The sequence below is a fragment of the Micromonospora sp. DT81.3 genome (assembly GCF_049847225.1).
Taxonomy (GTDB): Bacteria; Actinomycetota; Actinomycetes; order Actinomycetales; family Microbacteriaceae; genus Microbacterium.
This window is the reverse complement of the sequence record NZ_JBNCNY010000022.1, coordinates 1-19,533: the sequence shown is the minus strand read 5'-3', so window position 1 is coordinate 19,533 and position 19,533 is coordinate 1. Positions and strand designations below refer to the sequence as shown.

At 65.4% G+C, this 19,533-nt stretch carries 15 protein-coding genes and 1 pseudogene; 9 read left to right on the top strand and 7 right to left on the bottom strand.

All coding sequences use genetic code 11. The features are described 5' to 3' along the window. The first annotated feature begins 629 nt into the window (after nt 1–629). The 3 genes and pseudogenes from ACPW96_RS22720 to ACPW96_RS22710 form a co-directional block, all read left to right on the top strand. Nucleotides 630–1,349: a hypothetical protein gene (locus ACPW96_RS22720; protein ID WP_425885950.1), complete on the top strand. Its 720-nt coding sequence runs from the start codon at nt 630–632 to the stop codon at nt 1,347–1,349. Between the two features lie 509 nt (nt 1,350–1,858). Then, nucleotides 1,859–2,626 carry a hypothetical protein gene (locus tag ACPW96_RS22715; RefSeq protein WP_425885948.1) on the top strand — a complete coding sequence of 256 codons (768 nt, stop codon included), beginning with the start codon at nt 1,859–1,861 and terminating at the stop codon, nt 2,624–2,626. Between the two features lie 515 nt (nt 2,627–3,141). Further along, nucleotides 3,142–3,360: pseudogene (locus ACPW96_RS22710) on the top strand (dodecin domain-containing protein); the annotation flags it as partial. Here ACPW96_RS22710 and ACPW96_RS22705 read toward each other — a convergent pair. The 4 genes from ACPW96_RS22705 to ACPW96_RS22690 all read right to left on the bottom strand — a co-directional run bounded on the left by ACPW96_RS22705 (nt 3,299) and on the right by ACPW96_RS22690 (nt 5,446). Then, entirely contained in the window at nt 3,299–3,442 is a 144-nt protein-coding gene (locus tag ACPW96_RS22705; RefSeq protein WP_425885952.1) for a hypothetical protein, read from the bottom strand. The pseudogene ACPW96_RS22710 and the gene ACPW96_RS22705 sit on opposite strands and share 62 nt — an antisense overlap. Then, complete coding sequence (locus tag ACPW96_RS22700) at nt 3,388–3,774, bottom strand: hypothetical protein (RefSeq protein WP_425885946.1); 387 nt, start codon at nt 3,772–3,774, stop codon at nt 3,388–3,390. Before ACPW96_RS22700 ends, ACPW96_RS22705 begins: the two co-directional genes overlap by 55 nt. 392 nt (nt 3,775–4,166) lie before the next feature. Continuing rightward, nucleotides 4,167–4,304 carry a hypothetical protein gene (locus ACPW96_RS22695; RefSeq protein ID WP_425885944.1) on the bottom strand — a complete coding sequence of 46 codons (138 nt, stop codon included), beginning with the start codon at nt 4,302–4,304 and terminating at the stop codon, nt 4,167–4,169. 914 nt (nt 4,305–5,218) lie between these two features. After that, on the bottom strand, nt 5,219–5,446 hold the full coding sequence (locus ACPW96_RS22690; RefSeq protein WP_425885942.1) for a hypothetical protein: 228 nt from the start codon (nt 5,444–5,446) through the stop codon (nt 5,219–5,221). A gap of 719 nt (nt 5,447–6,165) precedes the next feature. On the opposite strand from ACPW96_RS22690, the gene ACPW96_RS22685 reads away from it, so the two are divergent. Together ACPW96_RS22685 and ACPW96_RS22680 are read left to right on the top strand one after the other, a co-directional pair. Further along, nucleotides 6,166–6,963, top strand: coding sequence for a hypothetical protein (locus ACPW96_RS22685; RefSeq protein WP_425885940.1), 798 nt, complete (start codon nt 6,166–6,168; stop codon nt 6,961–6,963). A 612-nt stretch (nt 6,964–7,575) separates the two neighbouring features. Next, on the top strand, nt 7,576–9,144 hold the full coding sequence (locus ACPW96_RS22680; protein WP_425885938.1) for a TIR domain-containing protein: 1,569 nt from the start codon (nt 7,576–7,578) through the stop codon (nt 9,142–9,144). A gap of 574 nt (nt 9,145–9,718) precedes the next feature. On the opposite strand, the gene ACPW96_RS22675 is transcribed toward ACPW96_RS22680, so the two are convergent. Next, nucleotides 9,719–10,630 carry a hypothetical protein gene (locus ACPW96_RS22675; protein ID WP_425885936.1) on the bottom strand — a complete coding sequence of 304 codons (912 nt, stop codon included), beginning with the start codon at nt 10,628–10,630 and terminating at the stop codon, nt 9,719–9,721. A gap of 14 nt (nt 10,631–10,644) precedes the next feature. Then, a complete protein-coding gene (locus ACPW96_RS22670; RefSeq protein WP_425885935.1) occupies nt 10,645–11,397 on the bottom strand; it encodes a DUF6345 domain-containing protein in 753 nt (250 codons plus the stop codon). A gap of 794 nt (nt 11,398–12,191) precedes the next feature. On the opposite strand from ACPW96_RS22670, the gene ACPW96_RS22665 reads away from it, so the two are divergent. Next, complete coding sequence (locus tag ACPW96_RS22665; protein ID WP_425885933.1) at nt 12,192–12,407, top strand: hypothetical protein; 216 nt, start codon at nt 12,192–12,194, stop codon at nt 12,405–12,407. Nucleotides 12,408–12,904: 497 nt separating this feature from the next. On the opposite strand, the gene ACPW96_RS22660 is transcribed toward ACPW96_RS22665, so the two are convergent. Continuing rightward, entirely contained in the window at nt 12,905–13,627 is a 723-nt protein-coding gene (locus ACPW96_RS22660) for a potassium channel family protein (RefSeq protein ID WP_425885931.1), read from the bottom strand. Between the two features lie 420 nt (nt 13,628–14,047). On the opposite strand from ACPW96_RS22660, the gene ACPW96_RS22655 reads away from it, so the two are divergent. The 3 genes from ACPW96_RS22655 (at nt 14,048) to ACPW96_RS22645 (ending at nt 19,265) form a co-directional block, all read left to right on the top strand. Further along, complete coding sequence (locus ACPW96_RS22655; protein WP_425885930.1) at nt 14,048–14,509, top strand: DUF5655 domain-containing protein; 462 nt, start codon at nt 14,048–14,050, stop codon at nt 14,507–14,509. A gap of 582 nt (nt 14,510–15,091) precedes the next feature. Further along, the gene (locus tag ACPW96_RS22650; protein WP_425885928.1) at nt 15,092–16,528 is read left to right on the top strand and encodes a DUF1254 domain-containing protein; all 1,437 of its coding nucleotides are present in this window, start codon (nt 15,092–15,094) and stop codon (nt 16,526–16,528) included. 196 nt (nt 16,529–16,724) lie between these two features. Beyond that, on the top strand, nt 16,725–19,265 hold the full coding sequence (locus ACPW96_RS22645) for a DUF4062 domain-containing protein (RefSeq protein WP_425885927.1): 2,541 nt from the start codon (nt 16,725–16,727) through the stop codon (nt 19,263–19,265). Nucleotides 19,266–19,533 lie beyond the last annotated feature (268 nt).

Here is a 19,533-nt window from a genome sequence, read left to right as displayed (position 1 = left end):
CAAACGACTAGAGTTCCAAACCCCGATCGAAGTCATCGGGAACGTTCTGTTGCAATGACCGCCAGAATCCGCCGATCGGCTTGCGGACGGTGAGAGACGTCCTGTGGGTGGCGTCTAGCGAGGGCCTTGGGCGCACGATTGGGCCCGACCGGCGTCGGGACCGATCAGCGCGACCTCGATCAGGAGCGTCCTGCCATAGGGTTTGAATTGCTTCTCGCGTGACTCCTGACCCGGCGCCCAAGAGCGGTGCCTCGGTGTCGAAGGGGACGTCTTCGCGGAAGTTTCGGCTGGTTCCATTGAAGACGGGATGTCGACAGGGAGTGCGCCGGTCAACGGCCCGTGCCCTGTGAGCGCGTCGACCACGACGGGGGCGCTCGCCCCGAGGTCGCCAATGACGGTTGCTCCGAGCTCGAGCAGGAGGCTGAGCATGGTTGATCTCTCCAGAAACACGGCCACGAGAGCGGCGTATGTGCCCAGGCGGGCGGTGGTGTCGTGCGGTCGCACAACTGCCCCGCCGCTGCGAGCTTCCTCACGCCGGCGGGTTGCGGGAGAGTAGAGTCCGCGACATAGCGACCCCTCCCCGGCTCGAGGCGCGAGCTAAAAGGATGGACGCGAAGCGGAGCACCAACGTGGATGCAGACGAGCCAACAACTCCGATAGGTACTGACGATACCGGCGTGGGCAAATCCCAAGAGCCAGTCAACTCTGCTGGGCGGCCTCCACCGACAGAACGCGTGAGTGCCGCTGCGACTGAAGGCCCGGTCACTGAGCGGCGGGACGCCGCGGAGATCGCAAAGGAGCTGGTTATTGACCTACGATCCGAGCTCCCACGCATCGACGCGCGAGCTGCAGCTGGAGTAGCCCTCGCGGCCGTGGTCCTGCTGGGCGTCATGGGCCAAGCTTCGGTGGGGATGCCAATCTTTGCCGTCGCGGTGATCGCCGCCGCATTGCTCACGGTCGCACTCCTCCTCTTCTTGGCTGTCCTACTCCCTTCCCCTAACCTGCTCTCCCACCAGATTCTCCTGCAATACGGGTCCGCTGCGGCCGTCGAACCCCCTAACGCATCCGCCGGCGCGGCCCTTGACGGGTCATCCCGGTCGACATACCAGCCCGCACATCAAAGGAAGCGACAGGCCCAAATCAGACAGCTCGAGGCAAGGGGTCGGGAAGTAGCCGACCACCTCGCCGAGGTGGACCGGACGGAGTACCACGCTCAGGTCGCGATACAGATCGCCGGTCAGCTCCACGCGAAGCAGCGGCTCCTACTACTGGCGGTTGCAAGCGGCTCGCTTGGCATCGCAGCTCTGGCAGTTGGCGCAACCTGGGCCCTACTCCTCGGATGGCGGTGACCGGCCCCGCCGCAAGTCGAGAGGGTCTTGCGCGTCCGACGTACATGCGTGCATGTTCCACGCCGAGTCTGAACAACGCCTCTCGTTGCACGGTGAGGTCCTGGTCCGCCGTGGACACCCTCGCATAACCAACGTGTACCTCATCCATCCGCACCGGGTCCCACCCACGCTTTGGTCGCCGCACGCTGAAGGACCCGCTTGCGCGTCAAGGAAGGAGCTCGCCGGGTTGGCTCGTCAATGTCGCGTGGTGGGTGGCACCATCGCCGATCCACCACCGGCACGTACCTTCCTATTTGAGCTGGGCCAACCTCGCGCGCCACCCTTCCCCTCCGCGAATACTTGACAAGTGCAGCACTCGCGTCCTCCAGGGCTCGGAAGAGCTCAGTCACTTTGAACCAGGGATCATGGCAAGACTCGAAGCGTGGCTGACTGACTACGCATGGGGCACCTCACGGCGTTCACCTAGTCAGCTCGCCATTCGAACGAGGATCTGCCGCTACTCTGTGGGGATGGGCCTCAGGGATGCGGCAGGGGCGGCGGCAACTTTCGACTGGGCGGCCTTCTGGGGCCTTCTCGCAGTGGTGGTAGCTGTGGTTGGAATCGCGATCACATTCGTCACGTATCGCAAGCAATTTCCAAAACGACGGCTAGTATTCCGAGCCCAGGCAACACCTCTGCTGGCCGCTCATCCAGTAGCCGCACAACTTGCCGTTTCGTACCAGGGAACCCCGCTAACCAACCCACATCTCGTGCGCGTGGTTATCCGTTCATCGAGTAGAGCGGACATTGCTTCAAAGGCCTTTGACGATGAGAGACCCATCCGATTTCAGATCACGCCGGCACCGTTCGTCCTCTCGGAGACTGATTCCTCCGACAAGACCATTGGCATCACCTGGTCTTCGAACAGTGGCTTCGTTGGGGCTGGCGACGCGCTCATTGCGCCTCAGCTGATCCGTCGTCATGCGGAGGGTGAATTCATCGCGATCACGGACGGTCCACCTGAGATCAACCCGGAGAACTCCCTGATCGACATCAGCTTGGTGAAGGTGGCGAGATCTGATGCACGCGCACAATTGCCCGTCACTCTCCTCGTGGCTGTGACGCTGGCATTAGTGGCAACTGGGGCGGCGCTCAGGTTCTTCGTGGAAACCTTCTACAGTGGCACGTCGTGGGGCGGATTCTTTTCGGATGTCCTGTTGGGGATGTTCACGGCCTACGCAGTGTTATTGGGAGCAAGCGTGGTTGTCCGCCACAGAAATAAACAACGTGATGCCTAGCGAAGCTACGATCTCGCGCACGTGACGCTCATATCAACCCCGTCCGATCCCACAATTGACGTGGGTGGTTCCGGTGTACTTCCCGGAGGGGTCTGGCGCAGATGCGCTCTACCTCCCCAGGACGGCAGAGCTCGCCGATACAGCGTCCGAGTGGGACTTGCAACTCATCGATGATCAGGTCGTCTTCTTCCGACAGGGACCGATTCCAGCACGCGAGCGACGCCGCGATCCGCCCCCCTTGTCTGCCTCGCACTCTCGGAGCGCCGCGCGAGCGGTTGGTTGCAGCCCGTCGTGGGAGGACGGCGGCCTTCAGTTCCGGGACGACGCCGGCCCTAGCCCTAGGCAGGGATCGTAAGCGAGACAGGCTCGGCCGAATTCACTGGAGCCGAGAATCGACGCAAGTCTGGTTCGCTGAGGGACCGCTCAACGACCCACCATGAGCTACCCACCACGAGCGTTATAGAGTGCTCGACGTCATCGGCACGAGTGCGTCGTCGTCCTAGGAGGATTCAGCTCGACAAGCGATCAACACCGCGGCCAGATCGCTGCACGACCTCCGTGTCGCCGAGCTGACGAAGCAGGACGTCGTCGTCACGGAGGACGCAACGCTACTGTTCCGATCGCGGACCCAGCTCTCGTTCAAATACGCCCCGAGTAGACCGACCTGCTGGGCTAAAGCGCCTTGCGCATCTGCTGCGTCACGACGTCGTACCCCGCAGAGGTGTAAAGCATGACGGCGGGGCGATTGGAGCCGAAGACGTTCAACTCGAGCGCCCTGGCACCGGCATCCCGGGCCGCGGCTTCGACCGCCGACAGGAGTGCAGGTCCGAGCCCTGTGCCCCTCCGCGCCTCGACGACCTCGATTCATAGAGGAACGCGACATCGGGCGCCCCGCGCGGATGATCCAGGCTCACCCACGCGCGACCCACCGGCTCACCTGCCGCGTCCAGTCCCGTGAGGAGCAGCATCCGCTCCGTCTGGAGGCCGTCGGGGAGGGCCTGCGCGTTCTCTTCGCGCGCTCGCCCAACCGCTCCCTCAGCTGCCCATCGTCCCGCCTCGACCTGCTCCCCGGCATACTCCTCTGCGGTGACGAGCTGCCACTCGTCGAACTCCGTGCGGGTCATCGGCCGCACCGTCACTGTCGCCATTCGTGATCCTTCACTCCCGCGCCGGGACGTCGTCGGTCGTCCGGGCACATTCTCGCGCAACCCCCGCAGGCCCGCCAGCGACGACACGTCGACCCGGAAGTCTGCGCGGATGAGCACCGGTTATCGGGCCGCCCTTGAGCCAGCGGCTTGCCGGCAACGCCCACCCATGGTGGCCACCCCGCGCCGCACCCCGACCGGCCCGCGGACCGTGCTCGGGTCGCTTCGCGCTCATGCAGTACGGTCGGGCCATGAGGCTGCTTACCGAAGGATGGTGCGAGCGGGGTCCGTCGATTCCTGAAGCGGCCGCCGCACTGTCCGCGGCCGATGAGGCTTGGTGGGAATCGGACGAATTCCGAGGCGCTCCCAGCGACGATCCGCGAGCCGCAATGAACCTATGGTTCCTCACCGGAGTGACGCCCTCCCGCCGCGACGTGAAGGGAGCGGGCGACGGACTTGTCGATCTCGTCCTGCATCCGGCCGACGCGCCACCCGAGCCCGCCGAGATCCTCTCGACGATTGACTGGAGCCATCAGGCCGCCGTTCCTCGCGCGGCAGCTCTCGTCGCCGAGCTGAACGGAGATGGACCCCTGGAACGCTATGTTCCGGTCTACCTAGAACGCGGATGGGAGCCGCCGCTGACCAAGGGTCGAAAGGCGCGCGAGGCGGGCGACCGATGGCGCGCGGTCGTCGAACGTGTGCGTCGCGAAGCGTGCGCCGGCGCGATCAGCGAAGGGGCCGCAGCCGCGATACAAGAAGTCTTTCCAGGGATCGAGTTCGGAGCCCCAATCGCAGAGCCAGGGAGGTCGGCTTCGCCCCTCGAATCATGGAACGCCGCCGCCGCCGACTCCGGTGATGTGCCCTACCTGGAGCGGCTATCCGCGTACCTCACGAATGAGGAACGCCCAGTCCACCACCTCGAGAAGCTCGACCGCGAGGCGATCACGCTCGGCGCACAGCGAACGACACCTGTACCTCCTCGTCGCCGCAGCCGGCCGCTGGGGCAACCTGCTCCCCGCGTCACCAAGCTGGTTCACCGACGGCACCTTTGCAGCCACGGAGGGTCTGACTGATCTATGGCTGGACGGCGGGACCGGATACATCATGCGCTGGCGACGCGAAAGAGGCTGGACCCACCACGAGACTGACTGAAGCACCTGGCGTTGCAGCTGATCACTGGAATGAGCTCAGATGGAACACTCTGCCTCCTCCTCTGCAACGACGGGACCGGCCGCCCGACCCTCTTGCGGGCGGTGTGAAATACCCTGACTCCCGGTCCGGGTGGGACGATTCAGCAAGAGTGACGTCGGGGTTCGAAGCGTTCCGCCAGTTGCTGAGCTGTGCTCGTGTGTCGAGGAGGGCCTGACCTACTTCGCCTTCGACGAGGGAGTAACGGTGATCACACTCGCCGTGCGCGAACCGAAGAGGCGTGCGCGAACGGCTCAGCTCACTCCAACGGGACCAGCCTTTCCGCGTAGTTGTGGTTGCCGAGGAACGTGGTCCGCTCGTCGAGATTCCGAAGTTCACGCATGCACGTGAATAGCGCACCTGACAGCAAACCCCACTTCGGCGTCATGCGGAACTCCGCCATGCCGCCATTCCACTCGTCGAGCTGCTCGATATCGGATACGGCCCGCAACACGCTGCTGCCCGTCCAGCCGACCGCTCTCGGCATCCGTGCTGGACGCCGAGAGCGGGCCCTCTCCACCGCACAATCTGTCGTCGCGGCCCTCTCATCCAACGGCGTTCACAACGTCGTCCGAACTGATCTGTCGGCGCACAGGTCAAGACACGAGGGAAGAAGGCCGACCTTCCGGGTGTAGCCCTACTCACCCACGGCGCACAACTTCGCGCCTACTTCAGCCGCTTCTTCCCTGAAGTCTTTGGCCCACGCGTCCTGGGTGTCGCAGGCCCCCGCGGGCCAGCGTTGCTCAAATCCGACCCATGGAAAAGGCAAGTAGTGGAGGAGTACGAAGCCTGCCAGCCCAGCCTCGGCGAGCACCGTACGGACCAGACACTCGAACAGGATGCTGCCCGCAAACCCAGGCTCGGCGACCACTGGGATCCGCGCTCACTCGTAGGTCTTCTCGGTGGCAACTTCGCAAGAGAGGATGCGTTGATCGGGCCGAGGTGGAGGAACCTGTGGCGGCGCACGGACCCCCTGGGGTTCCGGTTCTCAGCTATTGGAGCGGCCCCAGCCACGACCGCAGTTACAATCCCGTTGACCGAGGCGCGACGGAACGATGTCCACGAACCTCGCAGGCTGAAACTTGACATAGGAGAAACGCGTGGATAAGAACCGGCTCTACCCGGGGCGGGACAACCCTGTCTATCTCTGTCGTGCGACTGTCCGCTGAAGCCAGCACGGCGTTCTGGCCACCCGACTGGTCCCAGATGTTCCCGGATCTCCTGGTCGCGCTATTTACCGGTCTGATCGTGGGCGCTGTGGTGCTGGGGCTAGAGCGGCGATTGGAGACACGTCGAGCTGCCGCCGACGTCGTTAGTCGACAGATGGCGGCCGTGGACGTGGCAACCTATGAATTGCCAGCGCCGTACACATTCACGGAGGACTCGCTCGTCCCACTCGAGAAGGCCGCGATTCGCCGCGTCCAAAAGGCCGTAGAGGGGATACCGAACTTCCCAACTAACGAAGTCGGGTTCCGATTCGAGCTCGCACAGGGCGTGGCCGATACTGGCGCCGAACTAATCGCCGCCGCGAAACGTCTCGATGCCGTGATCTATGGGTATCGGCGCGGAACCAGGACGATTAATCTCACGGAGACGGAGTTGCGCCGGGCGGTCCATACGTATGTTGCGGCGGCGACGCCCGACACGATCCAGCCGGGGGCAGGGCCGATCTTTGATCCGGTGGACGACCTAGGGTCCGTTCGAGCAGAAGAACTCTGGTCCGATGAGCGCCTTCAATCCGCCGTTAAGTACTATGCCCACGCACGGTTGTGGGCAGAGGCTCTTCGCCGGGCCTCCTATGAATCTGATCTGTACTGGCGTCTAAAGCAGTGGGCCATCTCGGGCATTCAGTATCGAGATGGTCGGGCCACGATATTCGGGCGGTGGAAAAGCCGCAGGACGGCCGCACGGGACCGAGCGCGCGTGAACAATGAAGCCAACAGGAAGGCCCTCGACATTATCAAGGAGTCGGCGGGCCCCTGGTTACCACGGCTACGCCGATAGCGACCGGAATAAGACCACCGCAGTGGATACCTGGGGTGCAGCGGTAGGGAGCCAAGCACCGTGTGTCGTCTTGCCTGCTGTGTTCCAGGCCCTGGATGAGCCGCTCCCGAAATAGGACGTCAGCGGCCGACTCTGGAGCGTCTCGACTACGACACCGCCGCTGCACAGATGTGCGATGCAGACCTGATTTCCGAGGTTTCTCTCTCATCGCCCTTCGGCCGACCCAAAGGGGGCCGGCCGAGCGGCAGCTGACTGACGACCACAATTCCAGCCGATATCCCCGCCGAACTCGGGTGCTGGTTTCGACGGCGGGCTAGCCGCCTCAGAATTGCCGGGCTGTCATCAAAGCCATCCATGACGTCGTCGCCGAAACACGGTGAGTCACCCGCGCATGAAGGGTGACAGCGGCATTGCCCGACGACGGCTCCCTTGCGCGGCGCCCGCATATGGATCCCATCTGACGAAATCCGTCGCGCTGAGGCATCCGTTGCGGGCTTGCGCTGCTGGTGCGGTGTATGCGAATGGGGGGACCGATTAACGTTTCCACTCCCGGTTGCCGTTCGCGAGGGACTACGATCACGAGCAGTCGGGCCGCACACGCTCAGAGACGGGGTGTTCACGGTGACGCTCTTCTTGTCCTACTCGAGCACGGACGGCGATGCGGTTCGCTCGCTGGTTGACAACATCGAGGCCTCGGGGCGGTCCGTATGGCTCGACCAAAACCTGGTTGGCGGAGAGGCCTGGTGGGGGGCCGTCCTTCGCGAGATTCGTGGATGCACCGTCTTCCTCTTCGCGCTCTCTCCGAATTCGCTCGCGTCAGACCCGTGCGCCGCCGAGTTCGAATACGCCAGGGCGCTCGGACTGCCGATCCTCCCGGTCGAGATCGTGGACATCCCGCCAGAGGAGCGACGAAACTACGCCGTATACAGCGAGCAGATCGTCGACTACCGCCAACGCTCCGCATCCAGCGCGATGCTCCTTATCCGTGCGCTCCCAGAGCGCGAGGCGGAACGCCGACCACTGCCGGACCCCTTACCGTCCGAGCCGCAGATGCCGTACGCCTACCTGTTGACGCTCGGGAGCGTCATCCGCGGCCGCGCCCCGATCGCATACTCGGATCAGCAGGCGATCCTCGCCCAGCTCCGCGCTGCACTGCGACACGAGCGCAGCGAGTCCGTTCGCAGTAGCATCCGCAGCCTCCTTCGGTCGTTGCGTGATCGCCCGGATGCGACGCATACGACGGTCGTCGAGATCGATTCCTTCCTGCAGCCGGCAACTACGCCGAACGCACCGCACGCGGTTGACTCCGTGACACCAAGCCCCGTGCTGCCATCTGAACGGCGGATCACGCCAGAATCCGATCGGAAGCGCCCGATGGAAGCTGAGTTGGCGCCTGATCCCCGACCCGAGTCGATCCCGCTCGCGGCTGCGTCTGCACGTCCATCCACTGAGCCTGAGTCTACGCCGCAGAAACCATCCGCGCCCGATGATGGCGCATCGCCGACACCAGCCCCGTCAGCGATCCCTGCTGTACCGCGGGATCCGCGATCAGCAACAAACGTCGACGCCCTCCGAACCGCCTCTCTTCGCCGGACCCGGGTCGCCCTCTTCGCGATCGGTGGCATCGCTCTTGTTTCGGCCCTGATCCGCCTCCTTGCTCCGGCTCCAACGGCGGCGGCGATCATCGGCGTCATCGCGTTCTTTTGGATCGCCACCGGCCTCGTGTTCCTGGCCCTCGGCCTTGTGAATAAGGCCTTCAAGGGCGGTGCGCGCACCGCGTGCGCCCTGCTGGGGATCGTCTTCATAGTCGTCGGGGCGCTGACGTATTTCTTCGCTATTGGCTCCGGATTGAGCACGTACGGGACGGTTGATCTTGTCTTCCCGCCATTGGGGGTGTCGTGGGTCTTGGCGGGGATTGTCGCGCTTTTCGCCCTGCGAGAGTCGCTGATCTTGTTGTGGCCGTGGTCGATTGGGTTGAGCTGGGCCGTGGGGGGTGCTGTTCTCGTGGCGTCTGCCCCCCTGATGCGGACTCTTTATGCGTGGGCGCTTGTCTTGGCCTTTGCGCAGCTCCTCGTGGGCGGGATGCACCTATCAGCCGCCTTCATGTCGAAGCCCAAAGCAAGCTCAACTCCTACTGACCCGGCCAAAGCCAGCTTGTCGGAACCCGCAGACCAACCCTGATCGAACCGTCCAACGAACAATGTCTCCGGAACTGCCTGCAGGCAGATGGCGACCGCGACGTGATCACCAGCGGGAGGTGTGGTCACGTGTGATAGTCCCGATGGCCCAGATCGGGTGGACGCGGGTTGCTTCCGCCCGGGTGGTGTACGGATCCGGCAGCCCCATGAAGCCAGACCGAATGGGGGATGGTGAGGCGTGAGACGACGACGTACTGCCAGACTCGAACCCCTGACCCGCTGCATGCCATGCAGGTGACCTAGACCCTTTCGAACGGTTCGCGTTGCGATGGTCACTAGAAACGACCCGGGCGAAAAAGAGGCCACCCAGACAGCTTGGGTGAGTGATCTCAGTGGAGGATTGGGCGTTGATTCGGCGGCTGGTCGCGGACGGAGTTCCGCAGCGACAGGTCGCGAGGCAGTTGGGATCGACCGGTGGACCTGGAGGACGCCGGGATGGACCGCCTTGTCGGCGCGCCCGAAGCCCTCGCCTTCGTGAGGAGGCTGAACGCCATCACCCCCGACGCAGGGTTCGACGTCGTGTTCTCGACCAAGGCGTGACGCCGCGACGCGGGGGATCAGGCCGCGCGGCGGGTGCGGACGGCAGCGGATCCCGTCGGCAGCTTCAGGAAGCGCTCGTCACTGCCGGGCACGGCGAAGATGTGCGCGGAGCGAACCTGGTCCTCCCTGCCCTCCGGGGGCGCAATCGACACGGCGGCGACGTACATGGGCGCCAGCACCGCCTGCGCCCGCCGGCGTCCGAGGCTGAGGTAGCCGAAGTCGAACGAGTCGACCGTCAGCACGGCATCCTCGCTGCCCTCCGTCACCCGGGCCGCCTGCTTCGCGATCTCGGAGGCGGCGTCCTCGACGGCGCGCGAACTCACCCGCGTGAGTACCTCCGAGCCCTGGTCGGCGAATCGCCTCATCGACACCGAGAACGCACTGATGTCCCCAGCGCCCGTGACCTCGACGTGGCCCGATGCGCGGCCCAGCACCGGGATGTCCCGCACGTTGTGGCGGAACGCCCCGATCGCGCGGACGAGCACGGGCTCCACGACCTCGTAGCGCGGGTCTGCTCCCGCGGCGCGGATGCGCCACAGACGCTCGAACCCGACAGTGTCGTCGCCATGGACGAATCGGTCGATCCCCAGACCCGAGAACGCCTTCTGCGTGAGCAGCGAGAGCTCTTCGGAGCCCGGATCCCCGGCGAACGTGTCGTCGAAGTCGCCGATCGCGGTGCGGACGACGATCGCGCCGGAGGCATGGAACACGGTGGCCCGCGCGCCCGACTCGTCCCGCAGGACCGTGGTGGCCTTGCGTCGCGCCGGCTCGAGTCGCGAGAAGTCGAGCCCCGTCGCCTCTCTCGTGCTTTGCAGGATCGCGCGGGGAAGCTCCTCGTTCACCGGCTCGGTCGAAACGACCTCAACGGCCTGGGGGACCTCCTTCAGGTGCCCCACGAGCTGTTCGGTCAGGTTGTCGTAGATGCTCATCTCGTTCTCCTGTCTCAACCCTCGGCCCAGCGCCAGAGCAGGCAGCCCTGCTGTGCGGGAGCGAGGTCGGGGGCGGTACTTCCCTCGCCCCAGATGTGGTCGGTGTTGTGCGGGGCGAGATTCCAGCGGATGTTCCCGCCGTTCCACGCCGCGGCAGTCGCGGGTCCGACAACGATCGGGTGGTTGTCCACCGACCAGTCGGAGACGCCGTCGATCCAGGCGCTCGCCACCGTGTCTCCGTCGGTGAGGTTGTCGGCGACGTCCTCACCACACTCGTCGGTGGTGATGCCGTCGTACATGTTCTCCCAGGCACCGCAGTAGAGATGCAGCCCCTTGAAAATGGGCCACAGTGCGGTGACGTTGTTGCGGTCGACGGTATGGCACGAGTAGGCCATCATCCACTCGGCGTTCCACGCCTCACCCAGCTCCCAGGTGTTGCCCCACGTGAGCCAGTCGTCCACGGGGTTGTCGTAGAGCATGATCGGAACGCCGTTGACGTTGTTCCCGTGGGTTTCGATCCAGAACAGGTCAACGTTGTCGACCCAGTTCGCATCATCGCCGCCGAGCGACGAGTCGTGCAGGTCGTTCTCGAACACGTCCCGCTCGGTCCAGTAGAACGCCCGAGCATGATGGGCGTTTCGGAGCTCCCGATCGAATCCGTTGCTCCGATTGAAGGTGTACGTGAGGTCTGCGGCCTTGGAGTCCGGTCCGCTAGCGCGTGCGTTCGCGAAGTGCCGGATGGCCTCGACCCCGAATGTGGTCGTCATTGTTCGCTCTCTCTCTCTCTTTCCTTGCGACCGCCGTGGCCGCAGAGGTGAAGAGGGTCGGAGTCGCGCCGGTGATACTGCGGGACACCGCGAGTTGTAGGCGCGTCAAGGCCGTGGACGGGGCCGGGGCCGGGATCCGAGTGTGGAAGGACCGTATCCGCGAACGCGGGATCGACGATGACGCGCATCGATATCGAGCACGGCGACCACCGGTACACCGTCGGCGAGGTCGCGCTCGATGTGCTGCGCGTCAAGGTATCCGCGGGCGTGGAGTAGGTCGTCAGGAGTTCGCATCAAAGCCCCCACATCCTGATCCGAACCCGATGTGTGCTCATGCTACGGCTGACCGAGCCATCACACGACCCGTCATCGACTGCAGGACTGGCTCGGGATATCGACCCTGAATGGCAGACCACCGACGAGAAGATCTGCGTCCTGCGGAAGCGCACTATTGGTGGACGCTTCCCGGACGTCGCATTCCCTATCGCGTCTCCCCCGTGGTACCCATTCGGCGCCGCGAACTTGCCTTGCTCCCGCACGTGTATCCCCCGCGCACCTACCAGGTGGAGAAGGGAGCAGGCCATGACCCGTAGCACCACCGCGTCAGCCAGGTCGCTGAGGAGTCGAATACGACGGTCGAACGGCGCTGGCTCACCGTCGTATTCCTGCAGGGCGAGGAAGCCGACGCCGTCCTCGACATGATCGAGCGGGTCGGTCCCGAGCCGGCGATCCATCACCTGTCGCAGTAGGACTACGGGGAAGAGACCAGGGATGCCGCACTGGTCAACGGGTACGTGTATGACGAGATCCCCCAGATTGCCACCGACGGCGTTCTCCACGACGACGCCTCCGCGTACGCGCTCATGTACAACCCCCAATTCGGGTACGTCTCACTCCTGCGCAACTTCAGCCCGGTGGTCGAGCATGGTTCCAGACTCATGGCGCAGGAGGATTGGTTCGCGGCCGCTCGGCACGGGACTGCACGACGCACGGATGTGCCCCGACTGTGACCCCGATCCCGCTAGTCGAAAGCACGTGAAGACGACGAACCGAGCCAGCTCCCAATCGCAGAGGAAGACACCGCGGTAATCTCGCCGCTCACCTAGGAGCAGCTCAGTCGCGGTTCAGCCCTCACAACCGTGTCCGAACAGGCGACGTCGTCACACCCGGCGCGCTGGTCTCGCCAGATCGGCGGCCGAGACCCTTGGCATGACGATCACGGCGCGTAATCCGATCCAATCGGGCGGCTGCGCGCTCAGGGACCGGCTTGAGGGCGCTGGCTGACCGGCATACGGCCGGGCGAAACGCGGCGTCCGCCTGTTCCAGCGCAGTGGGTAGGCGGCGAGCTCACCCCTCCCAGGCATCCGCCGCTACCTATTGCAGTTCCTGAGGGTGTCCAGTGTCATGCACAGCCCACGCCCCAGCATGCGGTGAGTTGCTCGCCCCGGTCACGCGGAGACCGGTGACGCCCACATTCAGTGTGTGCCCCGCGGTTCAAGCGGCAGAGCTATCCGGTGAGTCGCAGGTCGCGGATCATCGCCTTAAGCTCGGCCACCTCGGAGCGCAGATCCTCCACTTGAGCCTCGGTGGCTACCGCGCTCGCTTGCGTCTCGTCGGATACCCGCTGAACAATCCAAGACGCGAGCGTGGCCGTCACGATGCCGATCAGGGCGATGCCGCCGATCATCAGCGCGAATGCGACACCTCGGCCGATCGGTGTGATCGGGCTGACGTCGCCGTAGCCCACCGTAGTGATGGTGACGACCGCCCACCAGATCGCGTCACCGAAGGTCTGGATGCTGCCGCCTTGACCATGCTCGGCGTCGAGAACGGCGAGGCTCGCCAGGAGGATGATGAGCGCCGTCGCGCCGATGGTGTACACCGCGACTCGGCCTCGGAGTCTGCTGCCCGCGCCGCGCTGAATGATTGCGATGATTGCGAGGAACCGCATCAGCCGTAACGGGCGCAGCATGGGCAGCAGGACGATAGCAAGGTCAAGCAGGTGTCGGGTGAACCACCGTCTTCGATGCTCGGCGATGGTCAGCCGGATGACGTAGTCGGCGGCGAACACCGCCCACGTGACCCATAGGACTGCCTCGGTCGGCAGCGCGGCGGACCCGTCGAGGCGGGCGATGATCTGGACGGCGTAGGCCAGGAGGAAAACCACGGCGGCGGCCATCAGCGGCCACTCGACGATCTTCTCCCAGCGAGCGAGGCGTTCCCCATACATGCGCTGATTATCGCGCCGATTGAGGCCTAGCCGATCGCGTCGAGACTGGGACGTCGTTCCATCTCGACCCAGTGCCGAGGCTGAGCGGAATTTCCCCGGATGGTGACCAACGTGAGGGGGCTCATCGAGACGTGAGTGGGCACCCGCCCGCAAGCGGACCGGCTACCGACGCGTCAACGACCGCGTTGCAGTGGCCTCATTTTCGAGCGTCGCCGACTGCCGCCATGATCTGGCTCAGCGCCCGCAGGCACTGGCTCCTGTTTGGAGTTGCCCGCCACTGCTGGGCGCGCTCATCCCTATTCGGCCGCCCCCGTGGCGAGATCCACTGGCGAGCCTGGCACCGCGTCCAAGCAGTCGCAGGGGCTCCGGTTGGACGGGGAGACTCTTGAGCGGGTCGGCGGCGTCGATGACACTGACCTCATGAGTCGCGATCCGAGTTCAGCGCCGATGTGGCGCTGCCCGTTCTGCGGACGGACCTTCGCTGCCCGGAACCAGGCTCACACGTGCGCTCCGCTCGGCGACCTCGATCGGCACTTTCTGTCATCCGGGCCCTCTGTCCGTGCGACGTTCGAGAGGATCATCGTCGTGCTGACCGAAATCGGACCTTTCACAGTGCTGCCCGAGAAGACTCGGATCGCCTTCCAGGTGCGGATGAGTTTCGCTGCTGTCACGCCGAGGCGGAGTTGGTTGAACGGGCATCTGGTGCTCGATGGACGCGTTGAGAGTTCGCGGTTCACAAGGATCGAAACCTACTCCCGGAGAAACGTTCTCCATGCCTTCCGGCTCGTCTCGCCGGACGAGGTGGATGGGGAATTCGCCGTATGGTTGGCTGCCGCATACCGGGTCGGCGAGCAGGGCCACCGAGCGCCCCGAATCGGTTAGGGCTGTCGATTAAAAGCGAGGACGAACGCCGGCGGTGCGGGTCTATCTCGAACCCGGACGCACGCCCGATGCAGGATGCCCGCAACCGGATCCCGTTTGGGCCGCGCCTTGTCGTAGCGCGGGACCTAGCGTCAGGGTGCGACAACAGTGCCGTTCACGACGCCGGCGCAGTGATCCTCGACGCCGTCATCGCCATAGCCGGGACAAGCATCGGGCAGGCCAAAAAGGTGTGCCTCCCGCTGAGGTCAGGAGAAGCTGTAGCTTTCGGCTATCGCGGGGTCTCCTCGGATGTACTTGCCGTTCCGACGGTGAGGAGCGATCCGGCGCACCATTGTCGTCTATTTGTGAAGTACCCGGTCCAGCGGCCGCGAGCCCGCTGATTCCGCGAGTCCAGTCGCTTCTGCATACTACGGGCGCCCGGAGAAGGCGGCGCCGAGATGAAATGAGGGTGCGCAGGCGGCGAATCACGCGATCTGAGCGATGCCTCTATTGGCCTGAACCGCGAGCGTTGACGAAGATAGCGCGATCGGCGCTGCTCCTCGGGGGCGGGCCTTGAGGCGTGTGCAGAATACAGGGAGATGGATGTCCGACCAGATGAGCCCAGGGATCGACGCCGACGCGATGGCGAAGGCGGTGGCATCCCTCAGCACGGCCGACACCGTGTCGTCGCCATTCGGCGACCTCCGCTTCTTCGACGGCCTGCCCCTGCCGAAAACCGCGGCGACGGCCTACGACGCGCTGGACCTTATGCGTGGAATTGAGGTATTCCTAAACGCCGTGCCCGGGGCATCCCTCGTGGCGTTCCGGAACGGGCTGCGAGCGGCAGGCGTCGTCACGGCTCAGCAGATCGGCATCACAGAGCCAAGGGCCACCTCGGGCGCGCTCTTTCTGACACCCAACACCGAGACCACCTACGGTGTCACGATGCTCGACCTCAAATCCTGGGGGCCGACCGTGATCGAGGCGCCGCCCCAGTCGCTCTGCGTTGTCGATGACTTCTGGTTCAGGTACGTCGCTGACATGGGCATCGCCGGGCCAGACCGGGGAGCGGGTGGCAAGTACCTCTTCCTGCCGCCCGGCTATGACGGCGATGTGCCGGACGGGTACTTCACCTACCGCACGCCCACCTTCACCAACTTCGTGGTGCTGCGGGCCCTCGGCGGGGTGCCCGCGATGAAGCAGACGCGCATCTATCCCCTCTCGCAGGCGGAGAGTCCGGAGGCGAACGAGTTCATCAACCTCGCGGACCTCGCCTTCAACACCGTGCACGCGAACGACTTCTCGTTCTACGAGGAGGTCGCCGAACTCGTACAGGAAGAACCCACCGAGGCGCTCGATGCCGAGCGGGCCGGCCAACTGGCCGGCATCGGCATCGTCTCGGGGCAGCCCTTCGCCCCGGATGAGCGCCTCAGGGCGATTCTCGAGCGGGCGGCGCCGATAGCCGCCGGCCTCGCGCGCGTCATCGCCTATGCTCCCCGCGACCCGGATGCCGTGCTCTACGGCTCATGGCGCAACGGCTTCGTCGGCGGCAGCTACGAGTTCCTCCGCAACGGCGCACGACTGCTGGATGCGCGAACGCAGTTCCACTACCTCGCCACCGTGATCACCCCGGCCATGGCTCACGCCCAGGTCGGAGCGGGCTCGGCCTACGCCTACACGGTGCACGATGCGAACGGTGACCTGCTCGACGGTGCGCGAACCTATCGACTCCACGTGGACCCCAACCCGCCGGCCAAGAACTTTTGGGCGGTGGACGTCTACGACACCCAGACGAGGTCGCTGCTGGTTGTGCCGTCGACGCCGTATCCGGCTGTTGCCAGCAATGACGGCAAGATTCAGGCGAACGACGATGGCTCGTACGACCTCTACTTTGGCCCGGTGGCACCCGAGGGCAAGGAGTCGAACTGGGTGGAGACGATACCGGGCAAGGCGTGGTTCCAGCTCTTCAGGATCTACGGCCCCCTCGAGGCATGGTTCGACCAAACCTGGAGGCTCAACGAGTTCGAAACGATCGGCTGACGACGCCGCCCGAGTCCCGCCTGCCCCCAGCTCAATCAGTCGAGCTGATCGGAGTAAAACCGGGCGTGGCTGTCCCCGATAGGCCGTGCCCGCTTGACGATCGCTTCCGCGCAGCCACCGCTGTTTCGAACCTCGAGGAGCAGCGTGCGGAAGGACTCGCTGGACACGATGGCCGGGCCCGGTGAGACTGTGACGCATGAACGCGGTCGCCGCTGGGGGCATCCGAACACCTGACCAGCGCCTGCGCGTGTTTGTGAGTTCTACGCTCAAAGAGCTGGCTCCGGAGCGACGCGCGGTGCGGGCCGCGATCGAGCAGTTGGCGATGGCTCCGGTGATGTTCGAACTGGGTGCGCGGCCGCATCCCCCGCGCGAACTGTACCGGGCGTATCTGGACCAGAGTGACATCTTCGTCGGCCTCTACTGGGAGCAGTACGGATGGGTCGCGCCCGGCGAGGACGTTTCGGGCCTCGAGGACGAATGGAACCTGGCGCCCGACATCCCGAAGTTGATCTATCTGAAGCAGAGCGACCAACGCGAGGAACGGCTCGATGAGCTGTTGGCACGCATCCGCGCCGGCGACGCTTCCTATGTCGGCTTCGCGGATGCGGGTGCGCTCGCCGACCTGGTGACTGCGGACCTCGCCACCTTGCTTGCCGAACGCTTCGACCTGGCCGGACGTGACCATCGGCCGCTCGGCGAGCCGCCGGCCGAGATCTTCTCGACCGAGCCGGTGCGACCGCCCAGCCCCCTGACCAGGCTGGTCGGCCGAGCCGACGAACTCGCAGCGGTGAGCCGCATGCTGAGAGATGACGGCCGAAGGCTGGTGACGATCACCGGTCCCGGCGGCATCGGCAAGAGTCGCCTCGCCGTCGCGGCGGCCGGAGAGGTGGCGGAGTCATTCCCCGACGGGGTGGTGTTCGTCGACCTCGCTCCCGTGTCCGACACCGCGCTTGTCGTGACGGCCGTCGCGAACGCGCTCGGCATCCGCAACACAGGCGACCGTCCCCTCGCAGACAAGGTAGGGGATGCGCTGGCCCGGCGCCGGATGCTGCTCGTGCTCGACAATGTGGAGCAGGTCGTCGATGCCGCGCCGGATCTCATCTCGCTCCTGGGCGGGTCGTCCTCGGTGCTGGCGACCAGTCGGGTGCTGCTCCGAGTCCGGGGCGAGCAGAGCCTCCCGCTCGGGCCGCTCCCGTCGGCTGACGCGGTGGAGCTCTTCACGGAGCGAGCGCGGGCGATAAAGCCGGACTTCGAGCTCACCGACGACATCGCGGTAGACGTGGCCACGATCTGTGCGGCGCTCGACGACGTGCCGCTTGCGCTCGAGCTCGCCGCGGCGCGTCTAAGGGTGTTGACGCCCAGGGTCCTCAGCGAGCGCCTGGACCACGCCCTTCCGCTGCTCGTAGGAGGCGCCCGCGACCTCCCCGCACGGCAGCGCACGCTCCGGGCCACCATCGACTGGAGCGCGGACCTGCTGTTCGATCCCGAACGCGAACTGCTCCTCCGGCTCGGCGTATTCCGTACCGGCTTCGGCCTCGACGCCGTCGAGTGGATGGCCGACGACCTCGGCAACGTGGATGCCGTCAATGCGCTGGACGCGCTCGTCGACGGGAGCCTCGTGCGGGAGCAGGACCGCGGTTCTCGGGCGTGGTTCACGATGCTCGCGACCGTGCGGGAGTACGGACGTGACCGCCTCGCCGAGCTGGGGCTTCTCGAACGGGCGCAGCAATGCCACGCCGCCTTGTACGTAAGGCTCGCGGGAGCCGCGTCATCAGCAGGGACGTGGCAGGGCCAGGTCGAGAAGGTGGCTCGGCTCCTGCAAGAGCACGATGAGCTGCGAGCCGCCGTCGATCACCTGGTCGCGGCAGGTCGGTTCGACGACGTGGCGGAGCTGGCATGGCCGCTGTACTCGTTTTGGTGGGGCGGTGGACGCGCGGGTGAGCTGATGGCGTGGCTGGACCGGCTGCTCGAACCGGGGGTCGAGCTCACCGAACGATCCCGCGCGATCGCCGAGTACTGCGCTACGGCCGACCGATACTGGCGCAGCTCCGATGCCTCGGTCGTCCCGACGATGGCGCGGTGCGCAGAGTATTTCCAGCGTGTGGGCGACCGACGCGGGGAGGCGCTCGCGCTCGCGTCACTGGCGGTCGCGCAATTCGCAGCTCAGCCGCCTGACGTCGAGGCCGCCGAAGACAGCTCACGGCGCGCTCTTTCGCTCGCGGACGAGTTCGATGACGCCTTCGGCGGTGCGATGGTCGGCGTCATGCTCGGTCGCGCGTGGCTGGGGCGGGGAAGGATCGACGATGCCGTCCGGCAGTTCGAGTCGAGCCTTGCGCTGGCGCGTCGCATTCGGGACACCCTCGGGCAGGCGGTTTCCCTCAGCCACCTTGGCTGGGCGCGCCTGCTCGCCGGCGAGGCGGAGCAGGCGCAACAGTGCTTCCGCGAGCAGCTCCTCCTCGCCTCGACCATCGGACACGAGGAGGGCATCGCCGACGCACTCGAGGGGCTGTTCTCCACATCGGCGACCGCCGGAGACATCGATCTCGCCGGTCGGCTGCACGGCGCCGCCGAAGACATTCGAGCGCGCAAGGGCCTGCCCACTCGGTCTCCGTTCTCGTTCTATCAGTCGTACCTGGAGCGGGTCCTCGCCGGACCGGAGGCGTCCCGATTCGAGCTCGCTCGCCAGCTGGGGCGAGATGCGGACCTATCCGATGTCGTCGCCGCCGCACTCAACTAGGGCGTGTCTGACAATCGGCGGGTCGAGCTGATGATGGCGCTGACGACCACGGCGGCTCGTAGTTGACGGCGTGTCTGTCGAAGCGAAATCTCCCGCGCCACCCAATCGGTCCCACGATGACCCCCGACCAGCGGGGGCCACAGGCCTTCGAGCCGATGCCCGCTGAGGGATCCTGGGCGACGCACGTCAGCCAACGACTCGCACGTTCACGCGGCGCGTCGCAGGCATGAGCCATGCGCTGAGGGTCCAGGCGATCTGTCGGCGTCGG

What these genes read in the sequence shown, in the direction of transcription:
- ACPW96_RS22660 (WP_425885931.1), bottom strand. Translation starts at nt 13,627, where the DNA reads ATGTATGGGGAACGCCTCGCTCGCTGGGAGAAGATCGTCGAGTGGCCG.
- ACPW96_RS22700 (WP_425885946.1), bottom strand. Translation starts at nt 3,774, where the DNA reads ATGGCGACAGTGACGGTGCGGCCGATGACCCGCACGGAGTTCGACGAG.
- ACPW96_RS22655 (WP_425885930.1), top strand. Translation starts at nt 14,048, where the DNA reads ATGAGTCGCGATCCGAGTTCAGCGCCGATGTGGCGCTGCCCGTTCTGC.
- ACPW96_RS22695 (WP_425885944.1), bottom strand. Translation starts at nt 4,304, where the DNA reads ATGGCTCCAGTCAATCGTCGAGAGGATCTCGGCGGGCTCGGGTGGCGC.
- ACPW96_RS22675 (WP_425885936.1), bottom strand. Translation starts at nt 10,630, where the DNA reads ATGAGCATCTACGACAACCTGACCGAACAGCTCGTGGGGCACCTGAAG.
- ACPW96_RS22670 (WP_425885935.1), bottom strand. Translation starts at nt 11,397, where the DNA reads ATGACGACCACATTCGGGGTCGAGGCCATCCGGCACTTCGCGAACGCA.
- ACPW96_RS22690 (WP_425885942.1), bottom strand. Translation starts at nt 5,446, where the DNA reads ATGCCGAGAGCGGTCGGCTGGACGGGCAGCAGCGTGTTGCGGGCCGTA.
- ACPW96_RS22645 (WP_425885927.1), top strand. Translation starts at nt 16,725, where the DNA reads ATGAACGCGGTCGCCGCTGGGGGCATCCGAACACCTGACCAGCGCCTG.
- ACPW96_RS22685 (WP_425885940.1), top strand. Translation starts at nt 6,166, where the DNA reads ATGTTCCCGGATCTCCTGGTCGCGCTATTTACCGGTCTGATCGTGGGC.
- ACPW96_RS22650 (WP_425885928.1), top strand. Translation starts at nt 15,092, where the DNA reads ATGTCCGACCAGATGAGCCCAGGGATCGACGCCGACGCGATGGCGAAG.
- ACPW96_RS22715 (WP_425885948.1), top strand. Translation starts at nt 1,859, where the DNA reads ATGGGCCTCAGGGATGCGGCAGGGGCGGCGGCAACTTTCGACTGGGCG.